Raw genomic sequence first — 16,101 nt, forward strand, 5'->3', positions numbered from 1 at the left:
CGGCGCGCGCGGGATGCGATAGTCAGATTACAGATGCAGCGTACGCTGAGCGGCAGGCATCCAGGTTCGGGAAACGAGTTCAGTCCGGTTGACGACTTCAGTCTTGGCGAAAATATTGCGCAGATGGGTTTTCACCGTCGAGAGCGAGATATCCAGCTGGCGGGCAATCAGCTTGTTGCTGGCGCCTTCACGCACCATGCCGACGATTTCGCGCTCTTTGGCTGTCAGGATGGCGGGGAGTTCATCCTCTTCCTGCAGGAAATCGCGAATAGCCAGTTCCACCAACGGCAGTACCGCCTGGGCCCGCAGCCGTTCTTCGCTGGAAAAAGGCACGTCGCGCATCAGCGAGATACCGGCAACGATCCGCCGTTCGCGGCGAATAAAGATTTCGGTCATGTCGCGTACGTTATTCGGCAACATAAATTCATGGTAGTAGTGCCGGTTACGGTCGCAGAGCCGCGGCGTCATCGCCGCCATGGTCGTGCTCTGGTGGCTAAAGTGCGCCGGCAGGTGTGGATCCAACGGCTGGAAGCTCTCCAGATATTGTTGGTGTGTATTATCCGAAATATTATGCAATATATAGTTTTCAGGTTTTAAACGATTATTTACTCGATAAAAAACCGCTGAAGACAGTGGAATTAACTGTGAAATAGTCTGTAAACAACGGGCTATTATCGCATCATTACGACTGGCTTTTAATAAAGCAGACATGATATTTCCCCCCGTCAAGGTGGTGGTGCGTAACACGCGGATTACCAGAGTAAGATGAAGCATACATTTCACATTTAAGTAACACAATCATTAACATGTTAACAATGTGATATCGATTACATTATTTTCATCAATGCATTGTTATTTAAAGCATTTAAAAATCACCCCGCTATCTGTTAACGTAGCGGCGTTAAAACATAAACAAAAGTTATTAACATCACGCGTTATTTTCTCGTGAGGATTAAAAACCCTTATATTGGCAGGTCCGATCTCATCCTTAAGAACGATAGTTTTTTGCATTTTTTCATTTATACCCTAAAAAGGATGTCGATAATTTAACGCCGCGGCTTAATCAACGGATTACGCCTGACTTGCTATTGCCCAAATACGCCGCCCCAGGCCAGCAATTAATAGAGGATAAGCCGATGCTGAATATCGCCGCCTTACGCCAGCAGCAAATTCCGCTGGCCGTCGAACCGCGCTCATCGCTGCCGTTTCATATTCTGATGAAACCGATTGGCCCCGCCTGTAATCTCGCCTGCCGCTACTGCTACTACCCGCAGGATGAAACGCCGGTCAGGAAGATGGACGAGGCGCGGCTGGAGCAGTTTATCCGCCGCTATATTGCCGCCCAGCCCGCCAGCGCGCGGGAAATCAACTTTGTCTGGCAGGGCGGCGAGCCGCTACTGGCCGGGCTAAGTTTTTATAAAAAAGCGCTCGCCCTGCAGCAGCGCTACGCCCCTGATGGCGTAACCATCAGCAATAGCCTGCAAACCAACGGGACGCTGATTAACGACGCCTGGTGCCGGCTGTTTCGCGAACATCGCTTTATTATCGGCGTCAGCCTCGAAGGTAGCGAAACGCTGCAAAACGACCATCGTCCTGATAAACGCGGGCAGGCTTCCTGGCCGGCTGCGCTGCGCGGTATCGCCCTGCTCCACCAGCATCAGGTGGAGTTTAATCTGCTGGTAGTGGTGCATAACGAAATCGCCGCCCACGCGGCGGCGATTTATGACCGGATGGTCACGCTTGGCGCGCGCTATCTGCAGTTCCAGCCGCTAATGAGCGAAGGCGCGGCGCTGCGCGAGGGTTATCAGCTCAGCGCCGATAATTGGGGGCGTTTTATGGTCGGTATCTGGCGACAGTGGCAAAAGCGCTGCGATATGGGGCGGGTGTTCGTCATCAATATCGAACAGGCGTGGGCGCAGTACTTTACCCATAGCAGCGGCAGCTGCGTGCATAGCGCCCGCTGCGGCAGCAATCTGGTGATGGAGTCTGACGGACAGCTTTACGCCTGCGATCATCTGATCAACGCCGAACATCGGCTGGGCCGTCTTGACGAGCAGACGCTCGCCGCGGCGGTCGACGCGTCTGTTCAGCTCCCTTTTGGCCAGCAAAAAAGCCGGCGCCGCGAATGTCAGACTTGCGCTGTAAAAATGGTCTGCCAGGGCGGCTGCCCCGCGCATCTCAACGCCGCTGGCAACAACCGCCTCTGCGGCGGCTATTACCGGTTCTTTAGCGAAATCCTCGCGCCAGTACGCCCCTTTTCCCGCGACCTTAACGGCCTGAAGGCCTGGCGGGCCGCGTTTGTTGGGTCTGCGCATACTGCGTAGCGCCTTACCCTGATGATATCCCCCTCTGAACAGGAGAGTCAGTCGTGAACAAAAAAGCCATGGCCGCGGCGGTCAGCATGATCCTCGCCGGCGGCGCGCACGGCGCGCAGAATGAGCATCCAAACGTCATCGTGATTATCGCCGATGATATGGGTTATTCCGATATCAGCCCCTTCGGCGGTGAGATCCCCACCCCCAACCTGCAGGCCATGGCGGAGCAAAGTATCCGCATGAGCCAGTATTACACCTCGCCGATGTCGGCCCCGGCGCGTTCGATGCTGTTGACCGGCAACAGTAACCAGCAGGCCGGGATGGGCGGCATGTGGTGGTACGACAGTACCATAGGCAAGGAGGGTTACGAGCTGCGGCTGACCGACCGCGTCACCACCATGGCCGAGCGCTTTAAAGATGCCGGCTATAACACGCTGATGGCCGGCAAATGGCATCTCGGTTTTGTTCCCGGCGCCACGCCGAAGGACCGCGGTTTTAACCACTCCTTCGCCTTTATGGGCGGCGGCACCAGCCATTTTAACGATGCGATACCGCTCGGAACCGTCGAGGCGTTCCACACTTACTATACCCGTGATGGCGAGCGCGTCTCCCTGCCGGATGATTTTTACTCCAGCGAAGCTTACGCCCGCCAGATGAATAGCTGGATTAAAGCGACGCCGAAGGAGCAGCCGGTCTTCGCCTGGCTGGCTTTCACCGCCCCTCATGACCCCCTGCAGGCGCCGGACGAGTGGATTAAGCGCTTTAAAGGCCAGTATGAGCAGGGTTACGCCGAGGTCTACCGCCAGCGCATCGCCCGCCTGAAAGCGTTGGGAATCATTCATGACGACACCCCGCTGCCGCATCTGGAGCTGGATAAAGAGTGGGAAGCGCTAACGCCAGAGCAGCAGAAATATACGGCGAAAGTGATGCAGGTATATGCGGCGATGATCGCCAATATGGACGCGCAAATCGGCACGCTGATAGAGACGCTGAAACAAACCGGGCGCGATAAAAATACCTTGCTGGTGTTTTTAACCGATAACGGCGCCAACCCGGCACAGGGTTTTTATTACGAATCTACCCCCGAATTCTGGAAGCAGTTCGATAACAGCTATGACAACGTGGGCCGCAAAGGATCATTTGTCTCCTACGGCCCCCACTGGGCGAACGTCAGCAATGCCCCCTACGCCAACTATCACAAAACCACCAGCGCCCAGGGCGGCATCAATACCGACTTTATGATCTCCGGCCCCGGCATTACCCGGCGCGGTAAAATTGACGCCTCAACGATGGCGGTGTACGACGTGGCGCCGACGCTATATGAATTCGCCGGCATCGATCCCAATAAATCGCTGGCGAAGAAACCCGTGTTACCGATGATTGGCGTCAGCTTTAAGCGCTATCTAACCGGTGAAGTCCAGCAGCCGCCGCGCGGCAACTACGGGGTTGAACTGCATAATCAGGCGGCCTGGGTCGATGGCGAATGGAAGTTGCGGCGGCTGGTACCTCGCGGCCTCAACGCCGGCGATGCGCCGTGGCAGCTGTTTAACCTGCATGACGATCCGCTGGAAACGCATGACGTCGCGGCCCAACATGCCGATCGGGTCAAAACGATGAGCGACGCTTACGAGGCATTCGCCAAACGTACCATGGTCACCAAAGCGCAGGGCAAGATGATCGATTACGTCGGTATCAATAACAAAACCGGGCGTTATCTGGCGGTCGATCCGGCGACCATGAAGCCGGTGCCCGCGCCGCAGGCCATTCCTGTGAGCGAGGGCAAATAAACGAACCCGGCTATCGTTCTTCCGGGCGATAGCCGGAAGCTAACTCGCTTTCTAAGGTAATCCTGAACCCCATTACTGGAGAGAGCGAATGGCGAGAGTCGTGGTGATTACCGGCGGTGGAAGCGGGATCGGCGCCGCCTGCGCGCGGTTGATGAGCGCGGCGGGCGATCGGGTGTTTATTACCGGCAGACGCGAAGCGCCACTACACAAGATCGCCGTTGAAACCGGCGCGACGGCGCTGGTGGGCGATGCCGCCGACGGCGACGTCTGGCGGGAACGGCTGCTACCGCCGATTCTCGACCAGACTCACGGTATTGATGTACTCATCTGCAGCGCCGGCGGCATGGGCAATAGCGCCGCCGCCGATACCAGCGATCGCCAATGGCGCGAGGCGCTGAACGCGAATTTAAACAGCGCTTTCGCCAGCGTGCGCGCCTGCCTGCCTTCGCTTATCGCCAACCGCGGCAATGTGCTGTTTGTCGCCTCCATCGCTTCCCTTGCCGCCGGGCCGCAGGCCTGTGGCTATGTCACCGCCAAACACGCGTTAATTGGCCTGATGCGCTCCATCGCCCGTGATTACGGCCCACAGGGCGTCCGCGCCAATGCGATTTGTCCCGGCTGGGTCACCACCCCGATGGCGGATGAAGAGATGATCCCACTGATGCAGCAACACGGGCTGTCGCTTACCGAAGCCTATCAACGGGTGTGCCGCGACGTTCCGCTACGCCGCCCCGCCAGCCCCGAGGAGATAGCCCAGGCCTGTCAGTTTCTCTGCTCGCCGCAGGCCGCCATCATCAGCGGCGCGGCGCTGGTCGCCGATGGCGGGTCCAGCATCGTCGATGTTCCAACGCTGGCGTTTACTTAACGCCCTACTCTACTCAGGAGCTCACATGACTTCAGAAGCCGTATTTATCCAGGTCGGCGCGCTGGCCGATGGTTTCGCCCCGCACGGCAACCTGCTGGCCACCGCCAGCCTTCCCGCAGGCGAACGCTTTACCTTTTATGCCGCCGGGAGCGAGCCGCAGCAGTTGGTTATCGAAAATGACCAGACACTGCTTTGGAACGGCAAACGCGCGCCCTGGCGGGCAACCGCCCTGCGCCCCGATATTCTGTTTATCGATTTTCTTGACCCGGAGCGCGATAACGCCAGTATCAGCGCGGTATGCAACCTGACGCAGCGCAACGCCACGCTGGTATACGGCCAGCTACCTGACGAAGCCGCCGCGCGGCTGGACGCCTTCAGCCGGGTAGAGCAAGGGTTGCCGCTGACCGCCGTCGAGGCGCGATTTGTCTTCGCCCGTCTGGATGCCCAGCCGGGACCGCTGCCTGACTTTACCACCGCGCTGGTCGGCATGCGCAATCAGTACACCTATAGCCCGACCGAGCGTTATGAACACATCTATCTCAACGATAATTTTTACGCCTGGCAGTGTCTCGATGGCGTGGAAAAGGGGCTGGCGGATGTCGATCGCTGCCATTACGTGCAGGTGGCTGAGGATCTCTATTTGTTCGTCTGGCGGGAGAAAATCATTCCCACGCTGGGGGTTATCCTTATCGATCTTAAGCAGATGCGAACCGATGGCAAGATCATGGGTTATCAGGGCAGTGATTTTGGCGCCTTGAGCAATTTCCCGGTCGGCGCGAGCTCGAAGATCCTCAACGTCACCCGCCATCAGGAATAATATTGCGTGGCCGCAAAATCCCCGGTGGCGCTAGCGCTTACCGGGGCTACGGCACTGTGCGATTTGGTAGCCCGGACAAGGCGCAACGCGCCGCCTCCGGGGAGAGCGACTGACTCAGGCGCTGGCGCTGTCGAGCCGCGCCAGTTGTTCGCTGCCGAGGTTCAGCGCCGCCGCGCGGGCGAAGCTTTCCACCTGTGCCAGGCTGGTGGCGCTGGCAATCGGTGCGGTAACGCCTTCCCGGCTCATCAGCCACGCTAACGCCACTTCTGCAGGCTTCGCGCGCTGTTCTTCCGCCACCGCGACCAGCGTGTCAATAATCCGCATTCCGCGTGGATTGAGATATTTAGCGATGCCGCTGCCGCGCTGGCTTTGCGCTAAATCGGACGGCTGGCGATACTTACCGCTCAGGAAGCCGGAAGCCAGGCTGTAGTAGGTCACCACGCCTATATCGCGGCTGACGCAGAGATCGCGAAGCGCCCCTTCAAAGGCGGAGCGGTGATAGAGGTTATATTCCGGCTGCAACACCTGCCAGGCCGGAAGGCCGCCTTTACGCGCCACTTCCAGCGCCGATGACAGCTGTCCGGCGTCGAGGTTTGAAGCGCCAATCGCCCGCACCTTGCCGGCCTGCTGCAGCGCCTGGAAAGCTTCTAACGTTTCATCGATTGGCGTTTCAGGATCCGGCCAGTGGGCGAAATAGAGGTCGACGTAATCCGTATTCAGGCGGCGCAACGAGTCATCAATCGCCTGCTGGATCCAGGCTTTTTTCAACCCTTTATGGCCGGGTAGCCCCATATCAGATCCGACTTTGGTGAATATTTTGACTTTATCGCGTATGCCGGGGCGCGCCTGTAGCCAGCGGCCAATAATGGTTTCGGATTCACCGCCCCGATTGCCTTCCGCCCAGCGGGAGTACACATCCGCCGTATCGATAGCATCAAAACCGTGGTCAACAAAAGCATCAAGAATGGCAAAACTGGTTTTCTCATCGATGGTCCAGCCAAAGACGTTGCCGCCAAAGACTAATGGGGCGATGGAAAATCCGCTTTTGCCCAATGGACGTGTCATCATGCCGATACTCCTTAGCTTATATTCTGTTTCCCTCAGATAACCGCAGGGGGTCTGAAGAGGATGTCGAGTGGATAATCAGAAAAGGAATCTTGCGGCGGGCAGTCCATGCCCGCAGGGTACACTCTGACATTATGTCCCGGAATAAACGTCAAAGCTAAAATATTTCCCGGCCAGTTTTTTGTAGGTGCCGTCGGCAAGCATTTTCGCAATCGCGCCATTTATCTCTTCGCGCAGCGCATCGTCGCCTTGACGCAGGCCAATCGCCGCCCCGGCGCCGAACAGTTTATTATCCTGCAGTTGTCCGCCAACAAAGGCGAAATCCTTGCCCTGCGGCTGCTGCAGGAAGCTATAATCGGCCATCATGCCGGAGAGCACCGCGCCATCGAGACGACCTGATTCAAGGTCGCGAACGACGCTATCGGCCCCCTGATAGGCGACAATGTTAATCCCCTGCGGCCGCCAGTACTGGTTAACGTAAGTTTCCTGCGCCGACCCCTGCTCGACGCCGATAGTTTTCCCCTTCAACTGCTCTGGCGTATTGCCTTTGAGGGTATTTTTGCGCGCCACCAGAAACACCGGCCCGTTGTACAGCTTATCGCTAAAGGCAATCTGCTCTTTACGTTTTTCGGTCATATACATCCCTGAGAGGATCGCGTCGAATTTACGCGCCTTCAGCGCCGGGATGATGCCGTCGAAGTTGCTTTCCACCCACACGCACTTCGCCTGCAGCTGCTGACAAATCGCGTTGCCTAAATCGATATCAAATCCCGCCAGCTTGCCCTGCGGATCTTTCCATTCAAACGGCGCGAAGGTCGGGTCAACGCCAAAACGGATCTCTTTCGCCCCGGCGGCCAGCGCCGACGTCGACGCTATTAATGCCAAACATAACAACAGTGATTTTTTCATTCGAAGTCTTCTCCAGGGATTAACGGCAGTGCGCTTGCACTAAACGCGCGAACAGCGTCGCGCCGGTGCTGATAATGTCATCGTTAAAGTCATAACCGGGGTTATGCACCATGCAGCCGCCCTTCTCGCCTTTTTCACCGTTGCCGAGCAGGAAGTAGCAGCCCGGACGTTCGCGCAGCATAAAAGCGAAATCTTCGCTGGCGTTCATTGGCGATACCGACTCCAGCACCCCTTCGCGGCCAAAGACTTCCAGCGCCAGCGCCTGGGCGAAATCGGTCTCTTCATTACTGTTGGTTAATACCGGATAGGAGTCGTAAATCTCGACGTCGCTGCTGGCGCCATAGCTTTTGGCGGTAAACTCGGTCAGCTCTTGAATACGCTTGATCAGCAGGTCGCGAATTTCCGGTTTCATCGCCCGCACGCTGAGCTCCATCACCACGCTCTCCGGAATCACGTTCGAGGCGATGCCGGCCTGGAAAGTCCCCACGCTGACGACCGCCGTTTCCCCTGGCGGCACGTTGCGCGCGACGATGCTCTGCAGCGCCATCACCAGCGCCGCGCCGGCCACGATAGGGTCGACGGTGCGTTCCGGGTGTGCGCCGTGGCCGCCGTAGCCGGTAATCGTGATTTTGACCGTGTCCGCCGAGGCCATAAAGTTGCCGGCATAGAAGCCCAGCTTGCCAACCGGTAGCCCCGGCATATTGTGCAGACCGAAGATGCGTTCGCAGGGGAACTGCTCAAACAGGCCATCTTTAATCATCAGATCCGCGCCGCCGATGGCTTCTTCCGCAGGCTGGAAAATCAGATGCACCGTGCCGTTAAACTGGCAGGCCGGCGAGGCGATATATTTCGCCGCCGCGAGCAAAATCGTGGTATGTCCATCATGGCCGCAGGCGTGCATTTTTCCAGGTACCGTGCTGGCCCAGGGTAAATCGGTGGTTTCATAAATCGGTAATGCGTCCATGTCGGCACGCAGGCCAATAGTGCGCGGCGAATCGCCTTTACTCAGGCTGCCGACGACGCCGGTTTTACCGAGCCCGCGGGTCACCTGATAGCCCCATTCTGTCAGCTTACCGGCAACCAGCTCGCTGGTATTAAACTCTTCCAGACTTAATTCCGGATTGGCATGTAAATAATGACGGATAGAAATCATTTCATCTTCCGTGGCTTTAATTTCTGGAATTACACAATCAGACATGCCGTTCTCCGGGAATAGATTAAGAACTTAACAAGTTATCCTGGCTCAAAGTTTATGCAAGTAGCATTTCTAATTGCTGGAACGTCATCCATCATATTTTTAATACAGAAAAATCGCAGAACAATAGTCATTAAAACTGGCAAAATTTAAATATAAACGTTTATTTTATGGGTTCCATACCAACACTTACTCTACCATCCCCGCTTTAATTCAGTTTTAAATAAAAATAAACAGCCATGAAATATCATTTACTTTTACTTGCCTGCGCGCTGACGCTGACAGGCTGCAGCGCTGAGGGCGACACCGCCAGCCAGCAACGCGCCAGTATTCAAAAGATGCGTACCAACACGCTCAGTAAACTCTATAGCCTGTACCCGGAAGCACGTAGCGATATCCAGCATTCAAAGGGCTACGCGGTCTTCGCCAGCAACAGTAGTAAGATATTAGTCTTTGGCTTCGGCAGCGGTTACGGCGTCGTTAAAAATAGCGCCACCGGCAAAGATACCTATATGAAAATGGCCCAGGGCGGCGCCGGTGTGGGTATGGGCGTGAAACAGCTTCGCACCGTACTGGTATTCCACGATAAAGACGCCTTGAATACTTTCATTACTAAAGGCTATATGGTCGGCGCGGATGCCAACGCGGCAGCGAAATATGACGACAACGGCATCGCACCGATAGGCGCGTCGGCCAACGGCGTGGCGAAAGATACCGCCTCGCTGCCGTCAAAAGTCAACGTTTATGAAATCACCGAGAAAGGTTTGGCGGCTCAGGCAATGGTCAACGGTTATAAATACTGGCCGGATGACGAGCTGAATAAAAAGTAACCTTTCTTTGCTCCGCACAGAGCAGCGTGCGGCGCTCTCCCACCACAAGCAAAGCGCACAAAACTGCTACTCCTGTCACACTCCGTTTGTTTTTATTTTTACTTTGTTTCCTTGGTTAACTATGTTGGGTTCACTTTTATGGCAAGGGACTCTCGAGGTAAACATGATCCAATCACAACGCAGCAGGCTCGCTCAAAGTATCTGGCTGGCGATGGCCGGGCTATTGGCAGCCTCCGCGCCGCTGGCGGCCAGCGCCGATACCACCATCGGTCAAATAGCGGCTAAAGTGCTGCCGTATCAAGCCAAACCGCGCGTCTTCGTGCTCACCGACATTGGCAATGAACCGGATGACCAGATGTCGCTGACCCGTTTTCTGCTCTACGCCAATGAGATGAACGTTGAAGGACTGGTCGCAACCACCTCGACCTGGCAGCGCGAAAAGGTTCACACCGATATGATTGAACGGGTGGTGGGCCACTATGGTGAAGTGCAACCTAACTTGCTGAAACACGCCGCCGGCTTCCCAACCCAGAGCCAACTGGACGCGGTGGTCGCGCCGGGCGTGGCAGGCTATGGGCTGGCGGCGACCGGCGCCGGTAAACATACCGCCGGTTCCGATCTGCTGGTAAACGCTATTGAGAAAAGCACCAATGCCAGCCAGCCGCTATATATCAACCTGTGGGGCGGCGCCAATACCCTCGCGCAGGCCTTGAAAGACTTAAGCGCGAAGCATCCGGCCAGCACAGTGAACGCATTAACGCAAAACCTGGTGGTTTACGCGATTTCCGATCAGGACGATGCCGGCTTCTGGGTGCGGGAAAACTATCCTCAGATCACCTGGATTGGCGATCCCTCCAGCCAAACAGGCGAAGATTATGCCCGCGCCACCTGGACTGGCATCAGCGGCGATCGCTACTATCGCAACGCGCCGGGCGCGGATTTCACCACCGTTTCTCAGCACTGGCTGGATGACAACATCCGCAGCAAAGGGCCGATGGGCAAAGGCTATCTGCAGTATCTGTTCATTATGGAAGGCGACACGCCAGCATTTCTCGGGTTAATCCGTAACGGCCTCAATAGCGAGCGCAATCCGGGCTGGGGCGGCTGGGGCGGGCGCTATATTGTTCGTCAACCACAACACGAAACGCGCCCGTTCTGGAGCAGCGGCGGCGATTTCTATCCGGGTAACCCGAATGCAGCCGATACGGTCACCGGCGTCGATGGTCAGCGATATACCTCTAATCAGGCCACGATCTGGCGCTGGCGCGAAGCCTTCCAGCATGATTTCGCCGCGCGAATGGACTGGGGGATCAAAGACTATGCCGCGGCTAACCATAATCCACAGGCGGTGGTGAACGGTGATAGCGGGCAGGAAGCGTTGTTCCTGAATGCCAAAGTTGGCGAAACGTTGAAACTGAGCGCCGAGGGCAGTAAAGATCCCGATGGCAATCAGCTCAGCTATCGCTGGTTCCTCTATCCGGAAGCCGGCTCCGCCAGCTCACAGCCGGTGGCGGTTAACGACGTTCAGGGCCGTCGCGGCGAAGATAATCTGCAGGCGCCTGCGGTGCTGACGCTTGGCGAGGCCGCACAATCTCACACCGAGGTTAAAGCGCAGCGTGCGGGAACCGAGCATCTGATCCTCGCGGTAACCGATAACGGCACGCCGTCACTTACCGCCTACCGTCGGATCATCGTCACCGTCAAGTAACCCTCGCGGACAGGAACCGCCTGTTTTTCCCGCCCGCAATCGCGCGGGCGGGATGGTATGATGACGCCTGACTTAACGGTGACAGGGGCGTGACGGCGTGGACTACAGACAGCAGATCCTCAACATTTTGCATAGCGAAAGCGAATCGCGGGCGGAGATGACCCGGCGGCTCGGCGTCACTAAAGCCTACATTACCAAGCTCACCGCCCGGCTGCTGGAAGAGCAATTAATCGAAGAGCGGGAAGTAAAAGACGCCGCTTTTGGCCGCCCGCAGCAGTGCCTATCCGTTAAAGAAGGCAATGCCTGGAGCGTGAATATCATGCTGCGTCGCGGCAGTTTCCAGGGTACGCTCAACGATTACCATACGCTGAAAGCGCCGTTAGCCAGCCATCAGTTCAGCCTCCCGGAGCAAATGACCCCGGATACGCTGGCGCAGTTTATTGCCGATGGCCTGCAGGCGTTATGCCAGCAGGCTTCGTTGAAAACGGCGCAAATCAAGGTAGTCAGCGTGGCGCTGCAGGGCGGTATTGAACATACCACCGGCGTGGTGCGCTACTGTCCGTTATTCGCCGACAACAACATTAACCTGCTGGCGCTGCTGGAACAGCGCCTCGGCATCCCTACCCGCATCTACAACATCGCCCACTGCACCAATTACCTGCTGGCGAAACGCTCGCCGGGGATCTCATACGTGGCGTTTATGCCCGGCTTCGGCAGCCTCGGTTACGGCTACTGTACCAATGGCGTTCCGGGATTGGGCGAAAACGGTTTTTATCCGGAAATCGTCCATTTACCTTACGATGGCGGGCTGGAGCCGGCGTTTAACGTCGATCCGGCGAATAAAACCCCCGGTATTCAGGCGACCGCCCGCGCGCTTTATTTTGCCATCTGCTGTACCGCGCCTATTCACAATATTCGTCTGGTCATTGCCACCGGTGAGCTATTCGAAGATTACGGCGATGATATTCTGCCGCTGGCGCAGCAGATGCTGGATGACAACCCGAACCGTCATATTCGCGAGATTAAAATACGCCACTACAAAACCGGGCATAACTACGGCTGGCGAGGGCTTGTGCAGCTGAGCTCCGACGCGATTACCGCGCAACTGGCGTAAATAAGCCGGGTCAGACGTTAGCCTGACCCGGCGCGAATGCCATGCCGCAAGTATCATTATTTAATGACCGAGGGCGCCGCTTACCAGTATTGAGGTAATGATTCCTGTCGCCGCGGCGATCAGCACGTAATTGCCATCGATATAAGACCAGTGATGGCCCTCCGGCGGGCGCGGCAGGCCACGCTCGTTCCAGTTACTGACGCGATATTCATCACCGCGATAACGCTCCGGCGCCGGATGGCCTTTACGGAAATCGTTACCCCTCCAGGCGAAATGATCCTGCTCATGGCGTTCCTGGCGACGATCGTCATGACCGCTACGCTCCGGGCCGCGGTGGTCATTGTTGTCCTGATGGTTATCGCCAGGACCGCCCGGCTGGTGGCGTCCGTTTTGGTCGCCCTGCTTCGGGCCATTCTGCCATACCTGCTGTTGCCCCGGACGATGGTCATCATTTGGGCCATCGGCAAAAGCCTGAGCGCTCAGCACGCAGGATAAAATAACCGCCAGAGAAATAATCTTTTTCATAGTACACCTCCTGATATATTTCTTTTTTACCCTGCAAATGTGGAGAAATAGTGATTAGCAAGCTATCCAGGACTATTCCTGGCTAAATCAGGAAGGCAGCAAACAATAAATTCAGCGAGCGCCAGACGTAAAAAAGGCCGCTTGCGCGGCCATTTTATTCTCAGTGAGTCCGTTTTACTCAGAGACTTTATTCTTTAACTCTTCAGCGCCTTGCTTGGTTTTATCCCAGCCTTTCTCGCTGACTTCTTTGGTCTTATCCCAACCTTTGCTGGCGCCTTCTTTAGTGGCGTTCCAGCCTTTCTCAGTGCCTTCTTTGGTCTTATCCCAACCCTTCTCGGCGCCTTCTTTGGTTTTGTTCCAGGTTTTCTGCGTGCCTTCACTTACCTGGCTGCCGACGCTATCGCTTTTCCCTTCAGCAGCATGTTTGGACTTGAGCTTCATCTCTTCGCCCTGATTCTGCGCCTGGTGCAGTTTTTCTTTCGCCGTGTTGGCATTCTCATGCGCTGCGGCCACGGTGTCATCGGTTGCATGTGTAGTGGTTGCTGCGAATACCGGAGAAGCGACCAGAATAGCGGATAGTGCAATCATTGCTTTTTTCATATTTTTCCTCTCTTAACGCGTGCTTTATGTTACGAGTCACATTCAGCATGGCATAAGCTCCTGCGCTTAGCATTAGGAAAAGTTCTTAAAACTGCCTCATCGCTATTCTGTCGTTTTAGTGATCGAGATAAAGATAGCTTTCCCAGCTTTTCATGCGGATGAGGATCTTTCTTATCAGCGACAGGTGCTCAAAATGCTGCGAATAGACGGCGGCTTCGACGTCCGCGCCCTGCGGCAGCTGATAATTTGCCAGACGATCGTCGGTCACTTTTAATACCACCAGCGCTCGGCCGCGCGCCGCCAGATCGTTGGCCGTCAGCAACGTTCCCTGCCCCTGAAACTGGCTTTCGCCAATCGCCGGCAGCACTTCCGCTACCTGCGCTTTAAACACGGTTCCGGGAATAGAGGGGAACAGCAATTCAGCTTGTTCACCTTTTTGCAAACGCTGCAGCGCGTTTTGACGGAATGCGGCGACGTATTCACGTGAATTCACATTATCCGTTGGCACAAACGTCATCACCGGCTTCAACCCCAACGCGGTGGACATGGTCCCAGGACGCAGACCGACGGTACTGACGTAGCCGTCAGACGGCGCGCGTACCACCGTGTTATCGAGCTTAAATTGCGCCTCACGCAGCTGCGCCAGCAGCGAAGCAACTTTGGTGTTCTCGCCGTGCACCACCGAATTGAGATCGTTACGCGCCTGTACGACCTTTGCCCGGGCGGCGTCAACCGCCGCCTGCGTCGCTTTCCAGTTCTGGCGACGCGTATCGACCATCTGATCGGAAAAGGCCCCTTTATCATGACCTGCCTGGAAGCGGGCGTATTCACGCTGGGCCCGGTCGCGCTCGGCGACCGCTTTGCTTAAATCAGCCTGCGCGCTGGTTAACCCCGCATCCAGCGACAACGCATCCTGGCTGGCCGCTTTCACCTGTGCGGTCAGGTCGTCCACCTTCGCCTGGAACGGGGTTGGGTCGATGGTGAACAAGATGTCGCCTTCATGCAGCATCTGATTTGGTTTCACCGGCACGCTGGTGACTCGACCGCGGGTTTGCGAAACAATGGGCACCGTGCGATAAACCTGCTTCCCGACTTCGCTATAGGGGAAGTTATAATTCATACCGAGGATTAACATGCCAATCAGTATCACGCCACCTAATACCGCAGTGGGAACCGTCCATTTATTTAATGGAATACGGAATACTTTAAATATCACGATACACAAGGCGGCATAACACAGCAGTAATAACGTTTCCATTATTTACCCTCCTGATTGACGGCGCTATTTTTCAGACGGTTTAATTCCGCCTGCATAGCATCCAGACGCTGATGTAAATCGTGCTGGTCGGTCTTTAACTGCTGCATTCCCCAGCCGCGGTCTTCTCGCCACAGCGTGGCCCAGATCCACAGCAGCGGCCACAGCACGTGCAGGGTGAACAAGCTCACCCAGCCAGCGTAATGAATCGCATCCTGGTGCGGATGATTTCTTTTTTTGGCTATTTCATAAGGAATATCGTGGATCACGATAATTCCATAAAATAAAATCAGCACCACCGCAATCAGTATGGCTAAAGCAATATAATCCAGGGTCATAAAATAACTCCAGAATGTGTGACGTATTTCACATTCACTTTATACAGGCGTCAGCAAGCCGGGCATAACCGCCCTGATAACTGACCATATTAATCAGAATTTATCCGGTATTTTTCGGTCGATAGAAATGAGTTGACCTTTTTTCACCGTGATATAACCGCCTTCTTTTAACGCCGCTAAAACCTGATAAACATAGCTGCGCGAAAGATTGGTCCGTTTAATAATAAAAGCGGACAGGCTTTCACGTTTTCCATAATCGATCTCGTTACGGTACAGATAACGCGATAACATCGATTTTATGGTCTGAAAACCGGACAGGTTGCCGCGCTCGTTGTGCGCATCGAGAGCAAAAATGCCCATGTAGGCCAGAATGGTCGTCAGTTCTTTCATATACTCCGGCGAAGAGTAAAAGAAGATACGCTCGAAATCCTCCACGCTGATTCTGGCAAAACGACAGCGGTCGAGGCATTGATATAGCAGCTCTACCGCCGGGCAGTAATACTCAAGCAGGCCCAGCGGCATATGCTCAATCACAATACCCAACAGGTTGTCAGGGTCGTTGACTGCGAGGGTGATTTGCCCGGACAGCAGAAAGTAAATGAACCCATCCTGCGGCTGAAAACGCTCGCCGGCGGCGCACTCGACGTTTTCGCTACAGGCGATGACGTGCGGGAGATGCGCATTTAACTGCAGCTTCTGGTAGCACGCATGAATACGACCAAAACTGCTATTCAACTTCCCCGTATCCATTGCCGTACATTCCCGTATCACCGACGTC

The 16,101-nt window shown here is 55.6% G+C and carries 16 protein-coding genes; 7 read left to right on the forward strand and 9 right to left on the reverse strand.

What is annotated here, in order from left to right; genetic code table 11:
* Nucleotides 1-27: 27 nt before the first annotated feature.
* Complete coding sequence (locus tag PGR10_RS16460; RefSeq protein ID WP_015367829.1) at nt 28-711, reverse strand: helix-turn-helix transcriptional regulator; 684 nt, start codon at nt 709-711, stop codon at nt 28-30.
* Nucleotides 712-1,136: 425 nt separating this feature from the next.
* Between PGR10_RS16460 and PGR10_RS16465 the strand changes: the two genes are divergently transcribed.
* From PGR10_RS16465 to PGR10_RS16480, 4 genes are all read left to right on the forward strand, one after another.
* A complete protein-coding gene (locus PGR10_RS16465; protein WP_430923792.1) occupies nt 1,137-2,324 on the forward strand; it encodes an anaerobic sulfatase maturase in 1,188 nt (395 codons plus the stop codon).
* A gap of 44 nt (nt 2,325-2,368) precedes the next feature.
* Entirely contained in the window at nt 2,369-4,102 is a 1,734-nt protein-coding gene (locus PGR10_RS16470; RefSeq protein WP_430923793.1) for an arylsulfatase, read from the forward strand.
* 88 nt (nt 4,103-4,190) lie between these two features.
* On the forward strand, nt 4,191-4,967 hold the full coding sequence (locus tag PGR10_RS16475) for an SDR family NAD(P)-dependent oxidoreductase (protein WP_087860306.1): 777 nt from the start codon (nt 4,191-4,193) through the stop codon (nt 4,965-4,967).
* Nucleotides 4,968-4,992: 25 nt separating this feature from the next.
* Entirely contained in the window at nt 4,993-5,784 is a 792-nt protein-coding gene (locus PGR10_RS16480) for a MoaF C-terminal domain-containing protein (protein ID WP_430923795.1), read from the forward strand.
* A gap of 114 nt (nt 5,785-5,898) precedes the next feature.
* On the opposite strand, the gene PGR10_RS16485 is transcribed toward PGR10_RS16480, so the two are convergent.
* The 3 genes from PGR10_RS16485 to PGR10_RS16495 form a co-directional block, all read right to left on the reverse strand.
* The gene (locus PGR10_RS16485) at nt 5,899-6,852 is read right to left on the reverse strand and encodes an aldo/keto reductase (protein ID WP_213794435.1); all 954 of its coding nucleotides are present in this window, start codon (nt 6,850-6,852) and stop codon (nt 5,899-5,901) included.
* A 129-nt stretch (nt 6,853-6,981) separates the two neighbouring features.
* On the reverse strand, nt 6,982-7,758 hold the full coding sequence (locus PGR10_RS16490) for an ABC transporter substrate-binding protein (RefSeq protein WP_430923796.1): 777 nt from the start codon (nt 7,756-7,758) through the stop codon (nt 6,982-6,984).
* Between the two features lie 19 nt (nt 7,759-7,777).
* The gene (locus tag PGR10_RS16495; protein WP_087860309.1) at nt 7,778-8,956 is read right to left on the reverse strand and encodes a M20 aminoacylase family protein; all 1,179 of its coding nucleotides are present in this window, start codon (nt 8,954-8,956) and stop codon (nt 7,778-7,780) included.
* A 236-nt stretch (nt 8,957-9,192) separates the two neighbouring features.
* On the opposite strand from PGR10_RS16495, the gene PGR10_RS16500 reads away from it, so the two are divergent.
* The 3 genes from PGR10_RS16500 to PGR10_RS16510 all read left to right on the forward strand — a co-directional run bounded on the left by PGR10_RS16500 (nt 9,193) and on the right by PGR10_RS16510 (nt 12,605).
* Nucleotides 9,193-9,783, forward strand: a complete 591-nt coding sequence (locus tag PGR10_RS16500) for a YSC84-related protein (protein ID WP_430917050.1) — start codon at nt 9,193-9,195, stop codon at nt 9,781-9,783.
* A 163-nt stretch (nt 9,784-9,946) separates the two neighbouring features.
* On the forward strand, nt 9,947-11,491 hold the full coding sequence (locus tag PGR10_RS16505) for a nucleoside hydrolase-like domain-containing protein (protein WP_430923797.1): 1,545 nt from the start codon (nt 9,947-9,949) through the stop codon (nt 11,489-11,491).
* A 97-nt stretch (nt 11,492-11,588) separates the two neighbouring features.
* On the forward strand, nt 11,589-12,605 hold the full coding sequence (locus PGR10_RS16510; protein ID WP_430923798.1) for an ROK family protein: 1,017 nt from the start codon (nt 11,589-11,591) through the stop codon (nt 12,603-12,605).
* Between the two features lie 60 nt (nt 12,606-12,665).
* Here PGR10_RS16510 and PGR10_RS16515 read toward each other — a convergent pair whose 3' ends face one another.
* From PGR10_RS16515 to PGR10_RS16535, 5 genes are all read right to left on the reverse strand, one after another.
* Complete coding sequence (locus PGR10_RS16515; RefSeq protein WP_113373789.1) at nt 12,666-13,130, reverse strand: RcnB family protein; 465 nt, start codon at nt 13,128-13,130, stop codon at nt 12,666-12,668.
* A gap of 174 nt (nt 13,131-13,304) precedes the next feature.
* Nucleotides 13,305-13,730 (reverse strand): hypothetical protein, encoded by a 426-nt coding sequence (locus tag PGR10_RS16520; protein WP_045393394.1) that lies wholly within the window; start codon nt 13,728-13,730, stop codon nt 13,305-13,307.
* Between the two features lie 115 nt (nt 13,731-13,845).
* Nucleotides 13,846-14,988: an HlyD family secretion protein gene (locus PGR10_RS16525; protein ID WP_411325827.1), complete on the reverse strand. Its 1,143-nt coding sequence runs from the start codon at nt 14,986-14,988 to the stop codon at nt 13,846-13,848.
* A complete protein-coding gene (locus tag PGR10_RS16530) occupies nt 14,988-15,323 on the reverse strand; it encodes a DUF3302 domain-containing protein (protein ID WP_020079414.1) in 336 nt (111 codons plus the stop codon). The genes PGR10_RS16525 and PGR10_RS16530 overlap by 1 nt, the downstream gene beginning before the upstream one ends.
* 93 nt (nt 15,324-15,416) lie before the next feature.
* Nucleotides 15,417-16,058 (reverse strand): helix-turn-helix domain-containing protein, encoded by a 642-nt coding sequence (locus PGR10_RS16535; RefSeq protein ID WP_430914478.1) that lies wholly within the window; start codon nt 16,056-16,058, stop codon nt 15,417-15,419.
* Between the last annotated feature and the right edge of the window lie 43 nt (nt 16,059-16,101).

This window comes from Klebsiella sp. 141198, from assembly GCF_050600785.1.
GTDB classification, from domain to species: domain Bacteria; phylum Pseudomonadota; class Gammaproteobacteria; order Enterobacterales; family Enterobacteriaceae; genus Klebsiella; species Klebsiella aerogenes.

Coding starts and splice junctions, on each gene's coding strand:
- PGR10_RS16515 (WP_113373789.1), bottom strand. CDS start 13,130: ATGAAAAAGATTATTTCTCTGGCGGTTATTTTATCCTGCGTGCTGAGC.
- PGR10_RS16475 (WP_087860306.1), top strand. CDS start 4,191: ATGGCGAGAGTCGTGGTGATTACCGGCGGTGGAAGCGGGATCGGCGCC.
- PGR10_RS16500 (WP_430917050.1), top strand. CDS start 9,193: ATGAAATATCATTTACTTTTACTTGCCTGCGCGCTGACGCTGACAGGC.
- PGR10_RS16490 (WP_430923796.1), bottom strand. CDS start 7,758: ATGAAAAAATCACTGTTGTTATGTTTGGCATTAATAGCGTCGACGTCG.
- PGR10_RS16480 (WP_430923795.1), top strand. CDS start 4,993: ATGACTTCAGAAGCCGTATTTATCCAGGTCGGCGCGCTGGCCGATGGT.
- PGR10_RS16460 (WP_015367829.1), bottom strand. CDS start 711: ATGTCTGCTTTATTAAAAGCCAGTCGTAATGATGCGATAATAGCCCGT.
- PGR10_RS16530 (WP_020079414.1), bottom strand. CDS start 15,323: ATGACCCTGGATTATATTGCTTTAGCCATACTGATTGCGGTGGTGCTG.
- PGR10_RS16520 (WP_045393394.1), bottom strand. CDS start 13,730: ATGAAAAAAGCAATGATTGCACTATCCGCTATTCTGGTCGCTTCTCCG.
- PGR10_RS16495 (WP_087860309.1), bottom strand. CDS start 8,956: ATGTCTGATTGTGTAATTCCAGAAATTAAAGCCACGGAAGATGAAATG.
- PGR10_RS16525 (WP_411325827.1), bottom strand. CDS start 14,988: ATGGAAACGTTATTACTGCTGTGTTATGCCGCCTTGTGTATCGTGATA.
- PGR10_RS16465 (WP_430923792.1), top strand. CDS start 1,137: ATGCTGAATATCGCCGCCTTACGCCAGCAGCAAATTCCGCTGGCCGTC.
- PGR10_RS16485 (WP_213794435.1), bottom strand. CDS start 6,852: ATGATGACACGTCCATTGGGCAAAAGCGGATTTTCCATCGCCCCATTA.
- PGR10_RS16505 (WP_430923797.1), top strand. CDS start 9,947: ATGATCCAATCACAACGCAGCAGGCTCGCTCAAAGTATCTGGCTGGCG.